This is a genomic window from Pseudarthrobacter sp. CC12 (assembly GCF_039907755.1).
GTDB lineage: Bacteria > Actinomycetota > Actinomycetes > Actinomycetales > Micrococcaceae > Arthrobacter > Arthrobacter niigatensis.
In genome coordinates, this window is record NZ_JARDJH010000035.1 from 1 (window position 1) to 19,649 (window position 19,649).

General features: G+C 64.3%; 13 protein-coding genes. 8 read left to right on the forward strand and 5 right to left on the reverse strand.

Annotation, left to right across the window (positions count from 1 at the left end; translation table 11 throughout):
• Positions 1 to 263 (reverse strand): hypothetical protein (locus tag PV772_RS18785; protein WP_347887144.1); only part of this gene is annotated, 263 nt, incomplete at its 3' end.
• An 857-nt stretch (positions 264 to 1,120) separates the two neighbouring features.
• Between PV772_RS18785 and PV772_RS18790 the strand changes: the two genes are divergently transcribed.
• From PV772_RS18790 to PV772_RS18800, 3 genes are read left to right on the forward strand one after another with little or no spacing between them, the layout of a single operon-like run.
• Positions 1,121 to 2,164, forward strand: coding sequence for a tyrosine-type recombinase/integrase (locus PV772_RS18790; protein ID WP_347887172.1), 1,044 nt, complete (start codon positions 1,121 to 1,123; stop codon positions 2,162 to 2,164).
• A complete protein-coding gene (locus PV772_RS18795) occupies positions 2,161 to 4,668 on the forward strand; it encodes a hypothetical protein (RefSeq protein ID WP_347887145.1) in 2,508 nt (835 codons plus the stop codon). Before PV772_RS18790 ends, PV772_RS18795 begins: the two co-directional genes overlap by 4 nt.
• Positions 4,665 to 5,276 carry a DUF6262 family protein gene (locus PV772_RS18800; protein WP_141159971.1) on the forward strand — a complete coding sequence of 204 codons (612 nt, stop codon included), beginning with the start codon at positions 4,665 to 4,667 and terminating at the stop codon, positions 5,274 to 5,276. Before PV772_RS18795 ends, PV772_RS18800 begins: the two co-directional genes overlap by 4 nt.
• On the opposite strand, the gene PV772_RS18805 is transcribed toward PV772_RS18800, so the two are convergent.
• Positions 5,273 to 5,512: a helix-turn-helix domain-containing protein gene (locus tag PV772_RS18805; protein ID WP_109045392.1), complete on the reverse strand. Its 240-nt coding sequence runs from the start codon at positions 5,510 to 5,512 to the stop codon at positions 5,273 to 5,275. The two genes, PV772_RS18800 and PV772_RS18805, sit on opposite strands and share 4 nt — an antisense overlap.
• A gap of 75 nt (positions 5,513 to 5,587) precedes the next feature.
• Positions 5,588 to 5,767: a helix-turn-helix domain-containing protein gene (locus PV772_RS18810; RefSeq protein ID WP_246839651.1), complete on the reverse strand. Its 180-nt coding sequence runs from the start codon at positions 5,765 to 5,767 to the stop codon at positions 5,588 to 5,590.
• Positions 5,768 to 5,918: 151 nt separating this feature from the next.
• Between PV772_RS18810 and PV772_RS18815 the strand changes: the two genes are divergently transcribed.
• Genes PV772_RS18815 through PV772_RS18830 form a run of 4 tightly spaced genes read left to right on the forward strand, consistent with a single transcriptional unit; the run spans position 5,919 to position 14,264 of the window.
• Positions 5,919 to 6,560, forward strand: a complete 642-nt coding sequence (locus PV772_RS18815) for a hypothetical protein (RefSeq protein ID WP_141159972.1) — start codon at positions 5,919 to 5,921, stop codon at positions 6,558 to 6,560.
• The gene (locus PV772_RS18820; RefSeq protein ID WP_347887146.1) at positions 6,557 to 7,861 is read left to right on the forward strand and encodes a P-loop NTPase; all 1,305 of its coding nucleotides are present in this window, start codon (positions 6,557 to 6,559) and stop codon (positions 7,859 to 7,861) included. The genes PV772_RS18815 and PV772_RS18820 overlap by 4 nt, the downstream gene beginning before the upstream one ends.
• Before the next feature lie 55 nt (positions 7,862 to 7,916).
• Positions 7,917 to 12,770: an NAD-glutamate dehydrogenase gene (locus PV772_RS18825; protein ID WP_141181922.1), complete on the forward strand. Its 4,854-nt coding sequence runs from the start codon at positions 7,917 to 7,919 to the stop codon at positions 12,768 to 12,770.
• A gap of 27 nt (positions 12,771 to 12,797) precedes the next feature.
• Positions 12,798 to 14,264: a PAS domain-containing sensor histidine kinase gene (locus PV772_RS18830; protein ID WP_141159975.1), complete on the forward strand. Its 1,467-nt coding sequence runs from the start codon at positions 12,798 to 12,800 to the stop codon at positions 14,262 to 14,264.
• A 147-nt stretch (positions 14,265 to 14,411) separates the two neighbouring features.
• On the opposite strand, the gene PV772_RS18835 is transcribed toward PV772_RS18830, so the two are convergent.
• Positions 14,412 to 14,660 carry a WhiB family transcriptional regulator gene (locus tag PV772_RS18835; protein ID WP_003804966.1) on the reverse strand — a complete coding sequence of 83 codons (249 nt, stop codon included), beginning with the start codon at positions 14,658 to 14,660 and terminating at the stop codon, positions 14,412 to 14,414.
• A gap of 340 nt (positions 14,661 to 15,000) precedes the next feature.
• On the opposite strand from PV772_RS18835, the gene PV772_RS18840 reads away from it, so the two are divergent.
• Positions 15,001 to 15,372 carry a hypothetical protein gene (locus PV772_RS18840; protein WP_141159976.1) on the forward strand — a complete coding sequence of 124 codons (372 nt, stop codon included), beginning with the start codon at positions 15,001 to 15,003 and terminating at the stop codon, positions 15,370 to 15,372.
• 58 nt (positions 15,373 to 15,430) lie between these two features.
• On the opposite strand, the gene PV772_RS18845 is transcribed toward PV772_RS18840, so the two are convergent.
• Positions 15,431 to 19,507: an FtsK/SpoIIIE domain-containing protein gene (locus tag PV772_RS18845; RefSeq protein WP_347887147.1), complete on the reverse strand. Its 4,077-nt coding sequence runs from the start codon at positions 19,505 to 19,507 to the stop codon at positions 15,431 to 15,433.
• Positions 19,508 to 19,649: the final 142 nt, after the last annotated feature.

The window sequence follows — 19,649 nt, forward strand, 5'->3', positions numbered from 1 at the left end:
CTGCTGACCCCAGGCCACACCTCGACGGCGTTTTGGGTGACAGCGTCAAATCGGACCCCCGCAGATTTCTCAAAGCACTCAGTCTTACCTGGACAGTCAACCTCGAATTCCAAGTCGTCAGCGTGCCGTCCTACCGCCGAGAAATCAAGCGTGAGGATGTTCGGTTCAAGCGATGCCGAACACGACGGCGTGTAGCAGGCGGTAAGAGAAGACGTCGCCACGAGTAGAAGCGGCAGCAAAGGCAAGCGCAGGATACGAGGCACCTATTCACGATAACCCTGGAAACCAGTATTGCTATCGAATGGATTTAGTGTTTTGACTGAGGAGCTTATCGCCGACGCGGGTGCCCGACAAGGGATCCCTTAACGTGCATTCTGCGCCTGGGCTGTCATGGGTCATCTCGACGCAATGAGCCACCACTTATTGCAGCCCGACTCGGTAGCGTGCGTCAGAAACTTTGGGGATTCTGGTTCATCCGAGCATCCGGGTTAGGCTCACGGAATGAAGCTCCGGGGGCTACTTCTGATCGTGTTTGGGGTCCTGTCCGTTGTCTTGGCCCTGGTTGTATTTGTCCGGGGGGTGTCAGCACCATCTGCCCCGCGGTCGGGTACGCCTACACGGGCGACGTGGAGTTGGTGTTTGCACACGAGCCAACGTCAGTTGCGGCATGTTTCGGTGAGGATTGCACTCCGGCCTCGGTAACCAGGGACCCTGACGGCAGGTGGCTGGTGCCCCAGTCTGCGCCTTACCTGATACCGGGCGTCAGCGTCACCTCTGTCCTTGTGGACGCGGCGGGCTCTTCAGGTGTCCGTGTTGCGCGCGTGCTGCCGATAGAAACAGAGCCGACCGGGGTGTACCCTGACGGTCCCGAATGCGGCGGGCCGGTGCGGTTCAAGCCAGTACCGGTCCCGCTCGGGTGAATAAGGATGGCCCCACCGTCGCCCGACCCACCATTCGCACGGCGTTCCACTCTTTGCATCCTGACTGTTTGGTGACAGTTAATCCTCTAGTTGGATGTTGACTGTTGTTTGCCTTGATTCGTCCTCGATAGCTTCCGATTGTGCGGATTTTTCAAGCGGTGGAAGTGACGGTCGAGAAGGACGAGATCGTTTGGGCTGTGGTGGATGACCGGTTCGTCCTGAGCGAGGAATGCCGGGGTTACGCGTTGTGGTTGGCGCACTCGGGCCGTGCTATCAATACCCAAAAGGCATATCAGCTGAGGCTGGCGAGGTTTCTCTCTTGGTGCGCTGAAAGGGGGACTCCGTGGGAAGGGCTTCGCTTCCACCAGCTCGCCGCCTACAAGGCCAGTCTTGAAGGGTTGCGTGATAAGAGTGGGGACGGGTTGTCGGGGAAGACGGTCAATGCTCATGTGACGGCCGTGATGGTGTTCTTGCGCTTTGCCGTGGTCCACGGCTTGGCCACCGACCAGCTGCGGGCGACGGTGGAGGGCCGCCGCCACGCCGCTGCTTCCCTTGGTCCTGAGGGGCAGTGGAAGACGGCGCCGGCCAGGCTGGTGAAGGCCCGGGAGATCAAACGGCGGCCCGTGGTCCTGACCCCGTCACAGGTCGGCCGCGTCCTGGAGGTGGTCGAGAGGCCGCGGGACAGGCTCCTGGTGTTGCTGATGCTGCGTTGCGGGCTGCGGGCCGGCGAAGTATTAGGCCTGCGGCTGGAGGACATGCACATGCTGCCTGACTCCGGCCACCTGGGCTGCACGATTCCCGGGCCCCACGTCCATATTGAAAGGCGCAGCAACCCGAACGGGGCCTGGGCCAAGTCACCGTATGAGCGGAACGTCCCCGTGCCTGCCGATGTTTGCGAAGTTCACGCCGCCTACATGACCCAAAGATACGCATCCCTGGGAGGCAATCAGCCGGACGCCTTGTTCCTGTCCATGACGGCCAAGAACCCGGCCGCTCTGGGATACCCGGGGCTACACCGCATGCTCGTGACCGTTGGGAAGAGCACGGGATTGCCAGTCAGAGCTCATCAATTCCGGCATACCGCAGCCACGGGCTGGGCGCGGGCCAAAGTCGACCCGGATGTCATCATGGCGTTGCTGGGTCACAGGTCCCTGGCATCCACGTCCATCTACCTGCACCCCGCGCAGGAAGAGCTTCGCAGCGCGATTGAAGAGACCCTGCTCGGCAAGGAGAATCGGCCGTGACAGCCTCCGCGGAGTTCCTACGCCGGGAATCGCCGGTCCCTGAGGCTGAGTCCTATCTGGGCTTTCTGGAGACAATGCTCGAACCCCGGTGGCGGCCCGGGGAATGGGACGCCAGGCTGTGGCTGTTCGCTGCAGACCCGGAGAATCCTTTGACGGGGGTCTACCCCTGCCCGACACCCGGTTGCCCCCGCGTCGCGGCCATCACTGGCCGTCTCTGTCGTTCCTGCATCATCGGAGAACCTGGCGACGAGCCGGCCCCGGTCCGGCGCCGGGCTCCGGAGTCGGACGCTCCGCGCTGCATGGTCGGCTCGGCCGGGCGGAGCTGCCAGGCCATGGGCATGGTCAGGGGACTCTGCAACCTTCATTACTCGCGCTGGCACCACAGCTCCGACAACGGACAGCCCCGGCTGAGCATTGAGGACTTCGCCGCTGCCGACACCATCATGTATCGGCGCGGCAAGCCCTGCGCAGCCATGTGCTGCAGGGAAGAATCCAACCAGCGCGCGACCGGCCTCTGCCTCTGGCACCACGCCATGTTCCGCAAACTCACCAAGCTCGGAGTCGACCTCGACGCCTTCACCGTTGTCGAACGCCCCCTCAATTTTCGCTCCCGCCATGAGTTCTCCTTCATTGATCTGCCACCGATCCTTCGAACCGAACTGCTGCTCGTCCTGCAGGAACGGGACCGCAACGCGTTCCGGATTCTGCCGGAGACAATGCGCCGGATCGTCCGCACTGCCATGGAAACCCGTGCCCGTTCCATCCACCGGCTGCTGGACACCGAACAGGGCAGGACACGGCCCGACAAGAGCGTCATCGGGTTCCTCCGGCACGCAGGCCTGCTCACCGCCCGGTGGAGATACCGCCATTCCGGCCGGGACATGCGCTCCGAAGACGTCTGGGACGCCGCCGTCATTGGCCTGCGCAAGGACCGGACAACGCGCGCGCTCTGCTCCAAGGGCACCCTCGATTTCCGCCCCATCAGCGTCGACTGGTTACGCGAGGCCGCCAAAGACTACTCCCGGCACTTCGACCTCGCCGCCGACCAGATCCGCGACGTCATACGCACCATCCAAGTCGTCTCGGACGCCCTGGCACGCCGCCCCCACGGAGCCCGGCCCGAGCTCCTGACCCGAACAGACGCGAACGCAGTCGTGGACGCCTACCGCCACCTCACCGACACCGACGGTGAACCCCGTACGGACTCAGTGAAATATGACTACTTCAAGCTCTTCCAGCGGATCCTCCGCAACGGCGGGGACCTTGAAAGCCTGGCCCGGGTCAGCCCTAAGTTCATGTTCATCACGGCCGATTCCCTCCCAACTGCGGCGCGCGCCAGGAACCCCGGGAAGGCAATCCCGGAACACATCATCAGGATTCTCGATGCAAACCTGGAACTGCTCGCCGTGGACGAAGCTTTTGCCAATCCGGTCGGTCGAACCAGGGCCCTTCACAACCTGATGCTGCAGACCATCTACCAGTTGCTGCGGGACCTCGGCCGGCGGCCCACGGAAATCTACTCCCTGCCCCGCGACGCCCTCCGGGAAACCGACGACGGCCAGCCCTACATCATCTACAACAGCCACAAAACCGCCGAGTACGGGCTGGAACTTCCCATCCACCGCTCCACCGCCCGCATCATCCAGACCTGGCAGAACGCGCTTGGCACCGTCGAGGGCATCCACCCCGACGCCGCCAGCTACCTGTTTCCCTCGCCACGGCCCTACGGCCCCCAGTCACGCACCCACATCACACCCACTGGATTTCACACCAACTACTGGCGCTGGATCGACCGGATCCGGAAGCTGCCCGACGTCCGGGACGACCCCGCGAAACCAGCCGACTTCCTCACCAGGTCCCGGATGGGCCTCTATAACTGGCGCCATACCTATGCCCAACGGCTCAGCGACAACAGCACGCCGCCGGATGTCATTCAGGAGCTGATGAACCACAAGAGCTTCACGACCTCCACCGGATACATCAAAATCACCAGGGAACGACAGCGCCAGGCCATCGAGATCGTCAACAGCACCACGATCGACCGCCGCGGGCTGCTCCACGGACCCAAAGACTATGCAGCCTATGTCCGGGAATCCGTAGCGACCCCGCTGGGCCTCTGCACCGAGCCCAGCAACGTCAAAGCAGCCGGACAATCCTGCCCCGTCCGCAACAAATGCGGCGGATGCCAGTACTACCGGGCCAACCTCTCCCATCTACCCCAGATCGACGCCCACATCGTCGCCCTCACCGCAGACCTCGCCGCGGCCGGTGACATCGCCGAACCATGGATCCACCAGTCACTCAAAGAAGAGATCAACTCCTACAAACGAATGCGCACCGCGCTGCTGAAGGAAAAATCCAGGCTGACCCCCGAGGACAAGGCCGCCATTGATGACGCCGTCACGCTCCTGCACCAAATCCCTCCCGCAGCGCCACGCCTTGAAACCACCGGAGAACGCCGCATGCTGCCACTGACACCCGTCCGAACCACAAACCGAATATGAGCGAAAAACGGCAGGCAGCCATCGCCGCGCTAATTGGGGCCAAGAAAAAGGAAAGCAAAACCAAACAAGCCCTCGTCCGGAGAGCAATCACCCGGCTCATCAACGGCTCCGAGCTGCTAACCGTCTCCTCAGTTGCCCGGGCAGCGGGGGTCAGCCGCTGGCTGATCTATAACACCCCGGAACTGAAAACCGCGGTCACCCGCGCAGCGGCGCAGCAGCGCGCGACCTGGGCACAGGGCCATGAACAGACAGGAATGACACCCAAAGGCGCCGTGACCGAACTCCTGCGGCTCCAGGAACGACTCGCCACCGTCACCCAGCAACGCGATCACTACAAGCGCGCAGTGAACACCAACCTTGCCGAAGCCCTGGCCGGAAGAACCCCGGAACAGATGGCCAGCTACATCAGCGAACTGGAAACCCAACTCAGCACAGAACGCCAGAACACTGATAAGGCCCGCACAGCGATCTCACTACTCGAAGCCCAGGTCGAAGACCTGAACGACCAGCTGCGCGCCGCGCAGTCCATCAACAGGACCATGATGAAACAACGTAACGAGGCAGTGCCCGTCACAAAGCTCGAGGCCCGAATACCTGAAAGGGGCTAGACACCGTCCGGCACGGGCCGGCCCTCAGCAGACTGCGCACGGACATACTCGGCGGTCTTCTCATAACCCCGTGAAATGTATTCCTCTAAAAGGCGCGACTCAACCCGCCACTGCCCCCGGCCTCCAACCTGAATCGCAGGCAATTCGCCTGACCGGACCAGGGCATACGCCTGGGCTGAGGAGATATTCAGAATCTCCGAAACATCAGCCAACGCCAGAAACCGCTTCTCAGCCACAGCACATCACGCCCCAAAGACTACCCAACCGGGCCCTACGATCCTCACGAACCGCACAGAAATCAATCACCGGAATCAAGCCCTCCGGCCAACAGCTCCGGGCAGAAATGGCATCGACCCCCGTGACTGGGCAAGATAACCCCGGCCGCCCACCTGGATGGCCTTCAACTCACCGCTGCGGACCAAGGCATAAGCGGCGGGGGAGTTGATCTGGAGCTGCTCAGCGACATCCGCGAGCGTGAGGAACCTTGGCATGGATCCATTTTGCCATCATCTGGCATCATTTGTGCCTGTTTTCCACAGATGGTCACTATTTGAGTAAATGACTTTTGTTCCCCAGGCCTGGCGGTAACAATGAGGAGTCCGGCCAGAACCGGCAGGTCCATATACCTAGGGGGAGAGCGGTATGGTTCCAGATTCAAGCGCCACTGCACCACGGTTGAAGCGCCCATCCTGGAAGGATCCGCGGCTGCTGGTGGGCGTTCTTCTGGTCCTGGTGTCTGTCGCAGGCGTTACCTTCCTGGTGGGGAGTGCCGACCGCACCACAGAGGTCTTCGCTGCCAGGGACGGCATTGCTGTGGGGGAGCGGCTGACTCCGGAGAACGTTGTCCGCGCCAAAGTGCGCCTGGGTGATACGGAACAGCACTACATCACCGCAGCAGAAGGCCTGCCAAAGGATGTTGTCGCCGTGCAGCGGATTGGAAAGGACCAGTTGGTCGCCAAAGCAAGCGTTGGCGGTGCGGACCGGCTGGACCGAAAGCCCGTTGCCCTCAACATCACGCAGACTTTGCCGTCCCAGGCAACTGCCGGCGCCAGGGTTGACGTCTGGGTGGCGCAACCTGATGCCAAGAACGGATTCAGCGAGCCGAAGCTCATCCTTCCCGGAGCCGAAATTGCTGAGGTCACCACTGGCTCAACTGCCCTCGGCTCGTCCAAGACGACGGTGCTGATGGTCCTGGTGGAGGATAAGCAGATGCCGGCGCTGCTGGGTGCGCAGGCCAATGACGCGAAAATATCCGTTGTGTGGAACCCGGGCGGCGTCCGATGAGTATCCCGGTGGTGACCGTAGGCCAGCGCCAGGAGGATCTGGTGGGCGGCCTCGAAAGGCTCCACGGACCCGTTACGGTGGTTCGGAGGTGTACGGAACTTCCCGAGCTTCTTGCGGCCTGTCAAAGCGGACTGGCACGGGCTGCCGTCATTGCCGAGGGGTCCGAGGGCCTGACAGCTTCCCTCGTCGACCGCCTTGGGGCTGTCGGCGTGGCGGTCATTGCACTGACGGGCGATGCCGACGAGGCAGCCCGGCTCCGGAAGATTGGTGTGGCCTCGACCCTGGCAAGCGTGGAGGCCGCGGAGCTTTCGGAGTGCATCGCCGACGCCGTCGCCCAGCTGACCGGTGCGGCCCGGCCCGCCAACCTGAGTGCGGCCGCTGACACCGGGGCGGCCCTGGCGGCGGACCCAGTGCAGCCCGATGCCGACGCGGAGGGCCACCCCTCCGGCGAGTTGATCGTTGTATGGGGTCCTGCCGGGTCGCCCGGCCGGACCACAGTCGCCGTGAACATTGCCGGGGAGATGGCTGCCGATGGCCGGGACGTCCTGCTGGTCGACGCCGATACCTACGGGGCCAGCGTCGCCGCGGTGCTGGGACTTCTGGACGAGTCAGCCGGACTTGCCCAGGCGTGCCGGCTTGCAGACCAGGGCCTGCTGGACTCGGACGCCCTCCGGAAGGTGGCCGCCACGGTTGCCACGGCGTCCGGGACGTTCCGGGTGCTGACGGGCATAACCCGGGCCGATCGTTGGACGGAACTGAGGGCCACTGCCTTGGCGCTCGTCCTTGAACGGGCCCGGCAGATCGCGGAGGTTGTGGTGGTGGACACCGGCTTCTGCCTCGAGGCCGATGAAGAACTTAGCTTTGACACCATGGCGCCGCGGCGGAATGCGGCCACCCTGCGTCCGCTGGAGCTTGCCGACTCCGTGTACGCCATTGGCGCTGCCGATCCTGTAGGCGTACCCCGGATGGTGCGCGCCCTGGCGGAACTGGAGGGCGCCGTGCCGCAGGCGTCGCCGACTGTCGTGATGAACAAGGTGCGGGCGTCCTCCGTGGGGAGGGCGCCCGAACGCCAGTTGCGGGACGCCTGGGAACGCTACGGCCCGGCATCGGAGCTCAAGGCTTTCCTGCCCTACGATGCCGCCGCCGCAGACGCCGCACTCCTGGCGGGGTCCTTACTGCTTGAAGCTTCTCCGGACTCGGCGCTGAGACACGCGATCCGCGATCTCGTTTGTGCACCCGACCAGCGAAAATCGAGATCATCTGTATTTTCTTCCACACCACGGCGAAGGGCAAAGGACTAGGCTCGCCATAAGAGCTGCAAGGGTGCAGCTAATATCTCTAATGGAGGCGTTGTTGATGTCGTCTGGATCCAGTGTGGAGGACCAGCCCCTGTCCATTGAAGGCTTTGAAGGCTTCATGGGGGACTACTACCAGCACCTGGCTGAGGAAGATGCCCGAAGCTACCCCCGGAATGTCCTGGAGGCGCGCGCCGCTGAGCATCGCCGGGCGGCATCCATCCGGCAGCCCGGGCAGGCAAAGGTATCGATCGTCGACGAAGAAGACAGCAGCGTTGTCTTTGTTGTCACCGATGACATGCCGTTCCTTGTCGACTCCGTCAACGCCGAGCTTGTCCGCCAGCATGCCGCCATCAGGCTGGTAGTCCATCCGCTCTTTGTCGCCACCAGGAACCGGGAAAGCGGCGAACTGGTCAAGGTCAACAGGGTTCCCACGCACCTGGGCATTTCAAGTGGTGACACGGCAGCGATGCCGAACCTCTCCCACCTCATTGCGCAGGGTGAAAATGCCTCGCACATGGAGTCCTGGATCGCCGTCGAAATCCACCGCATCTCCGACGAAGCCAAGGCCGCACTGCTCGCGGGCCTGACCCGTGTCCTGAACGACGTCCGGGCGGCCGTCGAGGACTGGCCCAGGATGCGCCAAAAAGCGCTGGAGATCGCCGAGAGCCTGGACCGGGTGGCCAACTCCGCCCAAATTGCCGAACTGCGGCAGGCCAAGGACCTGCTCCGCTGGCTCGACGACGGGAACTTCACGTTCCTTGGCTACCGCGAATACGACCTGCTCAACGTTGACGGCGAAGACGTCCTCGAACTGCGCGAGGACAGCGGCCTCGGCCTGCTCCGGGCATCCGCGGATTCGCCCCACATCCAGCACCTCACCGACACCGGCCGCAAAAAGGCCCGGGAGAAGCGCGCCCTCGTGATCACCAAGGCCAACTCGCGGTCCACGGTTCACCGGTCCGCCTACCTTGATTACATTGGCATCAAGAGCTTCGACGCCGCCGGGAACGTCAACGGTGAACGCCGCTTCATCGGGCTCTTCGCGACCAGCGCCTACGCGGGTTCCGTCCGCGACATTCCCATCGTCAGGGAAAAGGTGGACGCGGTGCTGCAGAACGCAGGTTTCCCGCCTGACTCGCATTCCGGCAAGGACCTCCTGGGAATCCTGGAAACGTACCCCCGCGACGAACTCTTTCAGATCGAAATCCCCGATCTCGCCGCGACCGCCTTTGGAATCCAGAAACTGCAGGAACGACGCCGCACCCGGCTGTTCCTGAGGCCCGATATCTACGGCCGGTTCATGTCTGCCGTGGTCTACCTTCCCCGGGACAGGTACACCACCAACGTCAGGCTCCGCATCGAACAGGAACTGCGCGAAACCTTCCAGGCAGTCTCCATCGACTATGAAGCCCGCATGACTGAATCGGCACTTGCGCGGCTGTTCTTCCGGATCCGGCTGCCCAAGGATGCCGATGTAAGCCACGTCAACAGCGACGAGCTGGAGAAGCGGCTGGTCCGGGCGGCCAGGTCGTGGAGTGAAGGCATCGCGGAGGTCCTGCGCGAGGGCCGCGACGCGGCCGAGGCCAAGGAACTCGCAGCGACCTGGGCCGAGGCCTTCCCGGCCAGCTACCGGGTGGACTATGAAGTCGAGGATGCCCTCGAAGACATCGCGCGGTTCGAAAAGTACGGGGCCGCTGCAGAGCGGAACACCGGCGAGAGGCAGGACCGTCCCGGTGTGCACGTGTACCTTCCCGAAGGTGCAGGGGCAACACTTGAGGAGGATGCCCGGGTCAAGCTCTACATGCTGGAGCCCAAGAGCCTGAGCCAGATCCTGCCGTTCTTCCACAACCTTGGCCTTGAGGTCCTGGACGAGCGGCCCTTTGAAATCGAAACAGCAGACCACCGGGACTTCTTCCTCTACGACCTGGGCCTGAAGTACCCGGCGGGAGTCGATCCGCTGACTACTGGCGGCCTTCTTGCCGACTCCTTCGGCGCGGCAGTCACCGGTGCCGCGGAATCGGACAACTTCGACCGCCTGGTGCTGCGCGAAGGCCTGCACTGGCGGCAGATCACGGTCCTGCGGGCCTACGCCCGCTACATGCGCCAAATGGGCAACAGCAGCTCCTTCGGCTTCATGGCGGACACGCTCCTTGCCAACCCCGATGTCACCAGGGGGCTGACCGCGCTCTTCGCCGCCCGCTTCGACCCCTCCCTCGGTGAGACTGAGCGCGCTGAGACGCAGGCGTCCGTGCGGCAGGAACTGGCAGCGTCCATCGAAAAGGTCGCCACCCTTGATGCTGACCGGGTGCTGCGCACCTTCGTGAACCTCATCGAGGCAACCCTGAGGACCAACTTCTACCAGGACAAGCCGCACCTGAGCTTCAAGCTCGATCCGGCCCGGATCGAAGGCCTGCCGTTCCCCCGGCCCATGTTCGAAATCTGGGTTTACGCACCCCGGGTCGAGGGTGTGCACCTTCGGTTCGGCAAGGTGGCCCGCGGCGGGCTCCGCTGGTCCGACCGGCGGGAGGACTTCCGCACCGAGGTCCTGGGCCTGGTCAAGGCACAGACTGTCAAAAACGCCGTCATCGTGCCCACGGGGGCCAAGGGTGGCTTCTTCGCCAAGCAGCTCCCGGACCCTTCCACGGACAGGGCGGCGTGGATGGCGGAAGGCGTGGAAAGCTACAAGACATTCATCCGCGGGTTGCTGGACCTCACTGACAACCTCCTGACTGAAGGTGACGGCGAGCGGCTTGTGCCGCCGTCGAACGTTGTCCGGCATGACGACGACGACTCCTACCTGGTGGTCGCGGCAGACAAGGGCACGGCTACTTTCTCGGACATCGCCAACGGGCTGTCGGCGGAGTACGGCTTCTGGCTGGGGGACGCTTTTGCCTCCGGAGGTTCCGTGGGATACGACCACAAGGCCATGGGCATCACCGCCCGCGGTGCCTGGGAATCGGTGAAGCGCCACTTCAGCGAGCTGGACCTGGACACCCAGAGAGAACCCTTCACCGTCGTTGGCGTGGGGGACATGTCCGGCGACGTGTTCGGCAACGGGATGCTGCTCTCCCGGCACATCCGCCTGTTGGCGGCCTTTGACCATCGCCACATCTTCCTGGACCCCAATCCTGACGAGGAATCCTCGTTTGCGGAGCGGCAGAGGCTGTTCAACCTCCCCAGGTCCTCCTGGGACGACTACGACAAGTCGCTGATCAGTGAAGGCGGCGGTGTCTTCGCCCGCCAGGCCAAGTCCATTCCCGTGTCGCCGCAGGTCCGGGCCGCACTGGGGATCCCGGCGGAAACCGCAGAGCTTAGCCCGCCCGAGCTCCTGCGTGCCATCCTGCTGGCGCCGGCCGACCTGCTCTACAACGGCGGAATCGGGACCTACGTCAAGGCGTCGTCCGAGTCCAACGCTTCCGTGGGCGACAAAGCCAACGATGCCATCCGGGTCAATGGCCGCGACCTGCGGGTCAAGGTAGTGGGCGAAGGCGGGAACCTGGGAATGACCCAGCGCGGCCGGATTGAGGCAGCCCTGCAGGGTGTCATCCTCAATACCGACGCCATCGACAACTCCGCCGGCGTGGACTGCTCCGACCACGAGGTCAACATCAAGATCTTCGTTGACCGGATGGTCGCGGCCGGCAAGCTGCCGGCCGCGGAACGCGCAGAGTTCCTTGCCGCCATGACCGATGAAGTGGGACGCCTGGTCCTCGAAGACAACATCGACCAGAACATCCTGCTCCTGAACGACCGGACGCGCGTGGCGGAATGGAGCCCGAGCTACGAGCGGCTCATGGACTGGCTGGAGAAAAGCGCCGACCTGAAGCGCGACCTGGAGGCCTTGCCCACCACGGAGACCCTGCGGGAACGGCTCCAGCAGGGCCAGGGACTGACCTCGCCGGAGCTGTCGGTGCTGGCCGCCTACGCAAAGATCGAGCTGGCGTCGGCCCTGAGGGACAGCGACCTTGCCGATGACCCCTGGTTCCGGGACACGCTGCGTTCCTACTTCCCGCACCAGCTCCGTGAGCGTTTTGACGCCGAGCTTGACACCCATCCGCTGCGGCGCGAAATCATCGCCACGGTGGTGGCCAATGACATGATCAACCTCGGCGGCATCACCTTCGCATTCCGGGTCATGGAGGAAACGTCCGCCAGCGAGGTAGCGGTTGCCAAGGCATTCGTGGCGCTTCGCGAGGTGTACGAGCTCGACGCCATGGTGGCGGAGCTCAACAGCCTGCCGGCATCCTTCCCAACGGAGCACTGGAGCACTGTGCACCTGGACATCCGGCGGCTCCTGGACCGGGCAGTCCGCTGGCTCTTGAGCCAGGAAAGTGTCTCTCGCCCCATCGCCGAGGTTGTGGCAGAGTTCAAGCCGCTGATGGATCCAATGCGCGCCCGGCTGTTGGACTACCTCCGTGGGGACGACCGCGAGCGGGTGGCGGCATGGCTGGCCAAGGGCCGGGAGTGGGAACTCCCCGAAGGCCTTGCGCTGCGCTGGGCCGAGCTGTTCGAGAGCTTTGTGCTGCTGGACATTGCCAAGATCGCCCGCTCCCGGAAGGACCGGGTGGAGGACATTGCGGCGGTCTACTACACCGTGTTCAACCGGTTCCATGCGGACTCACTCCTTGAGCGGATCAGCAGCCTCCCACGGCAGGACCGGTGGCAGGCATTGGCGCGGGCGGCCTTGCGCGATGACCTGTACTCGACGGTGTCGGATATGACGACGGCGGTGCTGGACGCCACGTCCACGGCTGAGTCGCCGGACGCGCGGCTCAAGGACTGGGAAGCACAAAACGCCGAGCAGTTGGGCCGGGCAAAGAGCATGTTCGACGAGGTGAACGCGCTCGAGGCGGACGACATGGCCTCGCTGTCGGTAGCATTGAGGCTCTTGAGGTCAATCGTCCGGCGCTAGGTTTTCGGCGCCGCAACTGGAGGTGCAGTGGCAATCTTTACGGACCCCATCAGGGAACACGCTGATTTCGGGCCTGGCGATGCTGAGTGGCTGCACCTCCTGGTGGGGGACTGGCAGATGGTCGCGGACCTTGCGTTCGCCGACCTTGCGCTCTGGTTCCCCCACCCGGAGCTTGGCTACATTGCCCTGGCACATGTGCGTCCTTCCACCACACACACGGCATTCCACAGCGACTTCGTTGGTGAGGGCATCCGCTCGGACCTGCAGCCGCTTGTGGACAAGGCATGGAACAGCAGATCCATCGAGCGTTCCAGCGAGACAAACTGGAACAGCGAGATGGCCCTGCGGGTCGAGGCAGTCCCCATGGTGCGCAACGGCAGGACACTGGCCGTGGTGACCACCCATATGGATCTCTCCAGTTCACGGATGCCGTCGCGGCTGGAATTGACCTACCGGCAGTGCGCCTACGATCTCCTGCGGATGGGCACGCTGGGTCTGTGGCCTGACTTTGCCTCGCCCACAGGATCCCGCCGCGGCGCCCCCCGCGTCGGGGACGGGCTGATCAGGCTGGATGCCGACGGCGTGGTGCAGTACGCGAGCCCGAACGGCGTTTCAGCCTTTCGCCGCTTAGGTGACGGGGAATCCCTGGAAGGCCGTTCGCTCGCTGAAGTCACCGCTGGCCTGCTCAAGGACCGCCGGCTGGTCGACGAGACCCTGCCGCTTGTCGTTACCGGCCGCATGCCCTGGCGCAGCGAGATTGAGTCCAGGGGGGTGAGCCTGTCCCTGCGGGCCATTCCGCTCCGCGACGAGCAGCAGCGGTTCGGTGCGTTGGTCCTCTGCCGCGATGTCTCAGAGCTGCGCCGGCGTGAGATGGAGCTGGTGACCAAGGATGCGACCATCCGCGAAATCCACCACCGCGTCAAGAACAATCTGCAGACCGTGGCCGCGTTGCTGCGGATGCAGTCCCGGCGCATGGTGAGCGACGAAGCGAAGCAAGGCCTGGAGCAGGCGATGCGCCGGGTGGCCACCATTGCACTGGTCCACGAGACGTTGTCCCAGGGGCTGACTCAAAGCGTCGATTTCGACGAACTGATCGGGCGCCAGTTCCGGCTGTCCGCTGAAGTGGCTTCCCCCTCGCAGCAGGTCAGGACTGAACGCTCCGGCAGCTTCGGGGAACTCCCAAGCGATCTTGCTACTCCGCTGGCCCTGGTCATCAACGAACTGGTGACCAATGCTGTGGAGCACGGCCTGGAAGGAAGGGCCGGCACAGTGTGGCTCGTGGCCGACCGATCCGAAGGGGAAGACGGTGAGGAGCTGACGGTGACCATTGCCGACGACGGCGTGGGACTCCCGCAGACACCGCACGTGGAGGGCCTTGGCCTGCAGATTGTCCGGACCCTCGTTACCAGTGAGCTGGGCGGCACGATTATGTGGGAGCGCCGTGAGGGCGGCGGCACCGAGGTCAAGATCCGGCTGAGCCTGGCCGGCAGGTAGGGGCCCGCAGGCGCGGCGAGCTGCCGCCCTGGCCGCGGCGGGGAGTGGAACTGACAGAGGCCCCGGGACGATCCATTTCTGGATGGTCCCGGGGCCTCTGTGCGTCGGTTTCGTTGCTCCGGACGATGTTATGCCGGTGCGGGGTTCCTAGGAAGCGCGGCGTGCGCGGGCAGCGCGGCGCTTGAGGGCACGGCGCTCATCTTCGCTCATGCCGCCCCAGACGCCGGCGTCCTGGCCGGATTCGAGAGCCCACTGCAGGCAGGTGTCGACAACGGGGCACCGGCGGCAGACGCTTTTGGCTTCCTCGATCTGCAGCAGGGCCGGTCCTGTGTTCCCTACGGGGAAGAACAGTTCCGGGTCCTTGTCGAGGCACGCTGCGCGGTTACGCCAATCCATGCTGATCAGTAGCTCCATTTCTGGGAAGTGCCTTTGTGAAATTATTCACTAGTGGCTACAAAGGAAAAGGGCCCTCTGGGCCCCCTTGGTCATCTGCATCAAGCCTGTCATGTTAACGCTGTGTAAACAAGGGGTAATAACGCCTGATATCCCATGAAACCTGAGCGATGCATCACAGTGGCGGTTCCGGCCCTCACCAGTGTCCGACTATGTCCGGTAGGGTGCCAGTGTGTCAAGACCCCCGGTAAACCCAGCAGGTACTCCGTCCCCCTCCAGCGAGCCCGGCAGCCCCGGCGGGACTGGTTGGCGGAGCGGCCCTGTCCCAGGGGCTGCGACGGCGGTGGCAGCCATTGCTGGTGCCGAGGCGACGGCCCTCCTCGCGGCGGCCGGCTGGTATGCCTACGAACTTCTCAGCGGCAGCCCGGTGCTGTCCTTTTGGGGAGCTGTCTTTACCCTGGGCCTCCTGCTCGGCTTCTCGGCCTGGCTTTACGCGGTGGCAGTGTTCCTCTACCGCGGTTACCGGTGGACCAGGGCCGCCGCGCTGGTGGCCCAGTTGTTCGTCCTCACCATAGGCATGCCCACCTTAACCAGTGGCCTGGTCCCGGCAGGGTTGGCGATGCTGGTTCCTGCCGTCATTGCCATCGTCCTCCTTTTCACCAATAAGGTTGTCAGCCACGCGTCCCGCACAGGCAGCGCCCCGCCAACGCTTTGATCGCGGACATGCCGTTATTGCCATAGCAGCCGGCATCGGGGCCAACGAACGAACGCAATCACTCATCCGTCCCAGCCCACGCCACCTGGAACGGGACTGCGCGGCCGCCGGAGATCAAGACAGCCCGCCCCGGTGGGGAATTGGATTCGACATCGAACCGGACACCGAAGAGGTCGCCATCGGCCATGGAACGCGGGCCGAGCAACAGGCCGATGCCGGAAGCCCGGGCGGTCATCATCAGCGGGACGCGCTGGAGGAGCATGGGACTGTAGGCAGCAGAAACCACCAGGGAATGCCCCAAGGAATGCAGTTGACCCAAATCCCTTAGTGCCTGCGGCGCAAGTTGGTCGGCGTCGTCGACCAACCACGTTGTTTCCCGCGGGAATAACCTGTCTTCGGCCTGCCGGAGGATGCCGGCCCAAAACTCTTCTGGGGAGTGCGGTGGCCCTTGATGTGCGCGCCAGGGTTGGGATGGATTAAGCGCCTGCAGTGCCCGCAGTGTGTTGCTCTTACCGCTTCCCGGGCCGCCAAGAACGGCCACTACCGAGTTACCCGGGACGCGGACAAACGCGGCGGCAACCTCGTCTCCGGCCACCCCCAGCAACTTATCGCGCTGCACCGCATGGACGGGAGTGCTACCCGTCCCGCGGTCGCTGGCGGAGGGGCCCTGACCTGCTGGGATCTGAACTGTTGGCGGCTGTGCCACTGCCGCCAGTGCCATCGCTTCGACCTCCCGGACCGTGATCAGCGCAGGGAGAGGCTCAACCCGGATGGGAGGTACCAGATGGCCCGGATACTCCTGGCCAGTTTCGAGCGGCCACTCCGGGGCACATCGCCGATAAATCTGACAGATTGCAGGGCTGCCGCCTGAGACCGGCCCGAAGGCAACAGCCCGTCCCTCGGTGGCGGGCATCGAGGGAATTCGCGGCCACATGGCGCGGCCCTCCTCGGTGGAACCGGCAGGGAAGTAGAAACGGTTTGGTACGGCGCCGAAAAACCTGGCTGTGACAAGTTCCCGCTCCCCCGTGAGCAGAACCGTGATTCCTGCCTTGGCACCGTCACGGACAAGGTCGTGCACCAAATCTTCAGCCCAGGCCAGCGGCCCCGAACGGAAAGCCGACACCCAGGATCCCCAGCCCGAAACGACCAGGACAATACGTACCTGTCCGGGCGCTGGATGGCTCCTCCGCCGGCCCAGCTCACCGGCCAACCGCTCAAGAATCCGCACCCCCCTCCGCAGATCGTCCAGTCCGGCCCGGGCGCCCATCCGGCCTGTGCCAGCCAGCCCGAGGAAACTTCCCGCTGCGTCCAGGACATAGAAATGGGCTTCCTGGGGCCTGGTGAGCAGCTTGTGGACGGCGAGTTCCTGGGCTGCCTGCGAGCCGGACGCGGGGCTGCCGATAAACGCTGCGTGGCCGTGGTGGGCGGGATCCCACACCAGGGGTTCCACCCGTTGCTTCTCCGGCGTATCCATCAGGCCGAGGCAAACACCGGAGGCCGCGTCCACGTGTTCCGGGGCCCACAGGCCGGGGACACCAGAGGCTGGTGACGGGCGGGGAGCAGGTTCTTCCAGGTCCTCCGGCAGGGCGGGGGCAACGGGCCTCCTTGGCGCCTTCTTGCCCTCGTGGGTGCAGAGGTTCCGCACCAATGCCAGCAGGGGTTCCACTGCCTGCACGGGAGTAGACACAGGAGCCGGTGCGGTGGCCGGGCCGGCCACCTGGCAGGCCAGGAAGTCCGTCGTCCGGCGGACAGAAACGAAACCCGGACCTTGGTCCGCTGCCACCGAAGCCAGCGAAGCCCCCTGGAACTCCTCGGCGGCCTCCGTTCCACGGACAAGGAAGGCGCGGCCGGGAGCGTCAACGCTGATCTGGGCCGCGCTCCTGCAATTGATAATGTCCACCGACTCCATATCGGATTGCACGCGAAGGGCGATGCTTGTGGTCACGTTTGCGCGGATATCGGCTGTCAGCGCCCCCTGCGGCCGCTGGGTTGCCATGATCAGATGAATGCCCAAAGAGCGCCCGATTGACGCGATCCTCAGCAATTCACGGAGCACCTCCGGCAGGTCATCAACCAGCATCCTGAACTCGTCGATGACGATGACGAGGTGTGGGAGGGCAAAATCCTCCGACGCACTGGTGGAACGGTACGTGGTTATGTCCGGGACGTTGGCGTCGGCAAGGCACTTCTCCCGGAGGCGCAGTTCGGCGCGCAACGAGGTCAGCGTTCGTTCCATGTCGGAGCTGGCCAGGTCGGTCTGGAGTCCCACGCAGTGGACGAGGCCACTGAGCGGGCTGAGTCCTGAACCGCCCTTGAAATCGATGAAGAAGAAATTGACCCGCTCGGGCGGATAGCTCAGGGCGAGTGCCAGGGTGAGGCTCCGGAGCAGCTCCGACTTCCCAGAGCCGGTGGTGCCCGCCACCAACATGTGGGGCCCGTCGTACTGCAGATCAATGGTCTTGGTTCCTGATGCGCAGATGCCCAGCGGTAGGGCCAGTCCATCCTTATCCAGGCTTGACTGCCAGCGGTCAGCGGTGGCATCGGGCGTCAATGGCAGGACGTGGCCAAGGCCGCAGACAGCGGGAATGTTGCCCGGCCGGTCGTTGTCCTGCCTCCGTATGACCGCCATATGCCGGCAAAAATCAGTGAACACAGCCTCCGGGACCAGATCGGGGACGAAGGTGGTCTCGCGGTGATCCTGGGCCAGGACAGAGTCGCGTTCGGCGAGGACGACGTTGGAAGTCGGCGAAGCCCCGTCCTGGGCCTGAAACTGAAGCACTTGCCATCCCCGCCGGATCGCCGCGTCCCGTACCGAGAGGTCAGCGGCTTCTGCCGGGGTGTCTTCCTGGATCAGCAGGACACCGCGCTCGCAGCCGCGGGGATGCCCTCTGTTCACGACAGCGATGGCCGCGTGTGGCGTTGCGGCCAGGGTCACCCGGGGCAGGTACCGGGCGGCGAGGGGAAGGCTTTCCGGGTTCCCATGGACCAGAACGTGCGTGGCTCCTGCACGCGGATACCCTGCCAGTTGCATCAGGACGGACCGCATCGCGCCGTCGGTCGCGGACCGCGGACCGCTCACTGCGGTGAACTGACAGTCAGGGTCGAGGACGACCGGAACCATGCCCGCCGACGGCGCCGCCCGACCAGCACCTTGCCCCTCGATCCTGACATTGGCTGCCTGGTCTGCCTGGCCCAGCCGCAACCACACGCCGCGTGCTCCCGTGCCGGACGTCCCATCAGCCGGCTGCGCGGCCAATGCGACGAGGGACAGGGGAGGGGCGCTCCGCCGTCGGCGTTCCCGGTCTTCCGCAACAGCCGCCTTCGTGGCATGGGAGAACTCCCTTTTCTCCCGCCTGCCGGTAACAGCAGGAACTAGGACAGACACTACGGACGCCGCGGAAAAGGCGAGGAACATCCACATTCCGGTGAATATGGCCAGCAGCACCCCGATTGCCAGCGGGAGGACCGCAGCCAGGACCAGGGCTGTCCGGTTGCCGGCGTTTGCACGGCCCTGGACGACGATGGGCTCCGTCACGGACGATCCGGCGTCAGCCAGGGGCCGGCCAGGCGGCTCTGCAATAACCAGCGACAGGGTTGACTGCCCGCACGTGATGCTCGAGTCCGTGGAGATGACCGTGGTCCGGATCCTTTCGCCGTCGACATAGGTGCCGTTGGCACTGTCCAGGTCTATCAACAGGATGTCAGTGTCTGTGACCACGATCCGTGCGTGCTCACGCGACAGTTCCGGGTCCGGGATGGCTATCCGCGTTCCGCTTCTGCCGATGCTGTAGTTGCCGCGCCGTAAAGGAACGACCGTGCCCGCTGCTGGTCCGCTGTCAACGGCAAGCACCAGGGGAGGCGCCGTGCCGGGAGCCGGCCGCTGGCGGGTGCGCCCGGCGGGCAGGGAGGTACCGCCGTCGACAAGGACCGCTGCCTCTACAAGGGGAGCCACTCCGAGGACCAGGGAACGCAGGTCCTCTCCCTCGACGGCCACGATGCCCGCACGGAATTTCCGGACCAAGTGTTCATGGATTACGGAGCCTGCCGTGCCGGCCGGGGCGCTAATGGACAGTTCCACGGGTGCCTGACCCCGCGCTGATCCGGGGCCATCCACCAGCGTGCAGTTGAGCATCATGGGTCGGGATCCTTCGTGCATGTACCCAGACGCTAGCCACAGGACGCAGCCAACGTCAGGAGCTTCGCTGCCTATGTGGATAAACGTGTGGTTTCAGTGCAAAGGATCGCCGGATTGCCGTCGTGTGACGTTCCCCCGGGCT

Excerpts from the sequence above, each read along its gene's own strand:
- PV772_RS18825 (WP_141181922.1), top strand. The coding sequence starts at position 7,917 with ATGTCGTCTGGATCCAGTGTGGAGGACCAGCCCCTGTCCATTGAAGGC.
- PV772_RS18845 (WP_347887147.1), bottom strand. The coding sequence starts at position 19,507 with ATGATGCTCAACTGCACGCTGGTGGATGGCCCCGGATCAGCGCGGGGT.
- PV772_RS18835 (WP_003804966.1), bottom strand. The coding sequence starts at position 14,660 with ATGGATTGGCGTAACCGCGCAGCGTGCCTCGACAAGGACCCGGAACTG.
- PV772_RS18800 (WP_141159971.1), top strand. The coding sequence starts at position 4,665 with ATGAGCGAAAAACGGCAGGCAGCCATCGCCGCGCTAATTGGGGCCAAG.
- PV772_RS18820 (WP_347887146.1), top strand. The coding sequence starts at position 6,557 with ATGAGTATCCCGGTGGTGACCGTAGGCCAGCGCCAGGAGGATCTGGTG.
- PV772_RS18815 (WP_141159972.1), top strand. The coding sequence starts at position 5,919 with ATGGTTCCAGATTCAAGCGCCACTGCACCACGGTTGAAGCGCCCATCC.
- PV772_RS18810 (WP_246839651.1), bottom strand. The coding sequence starts at position 5,767 with ATGCCAAGGTTCCTCACGCTCGCGGATGTCGCTGAGCAGCTCCAGATC.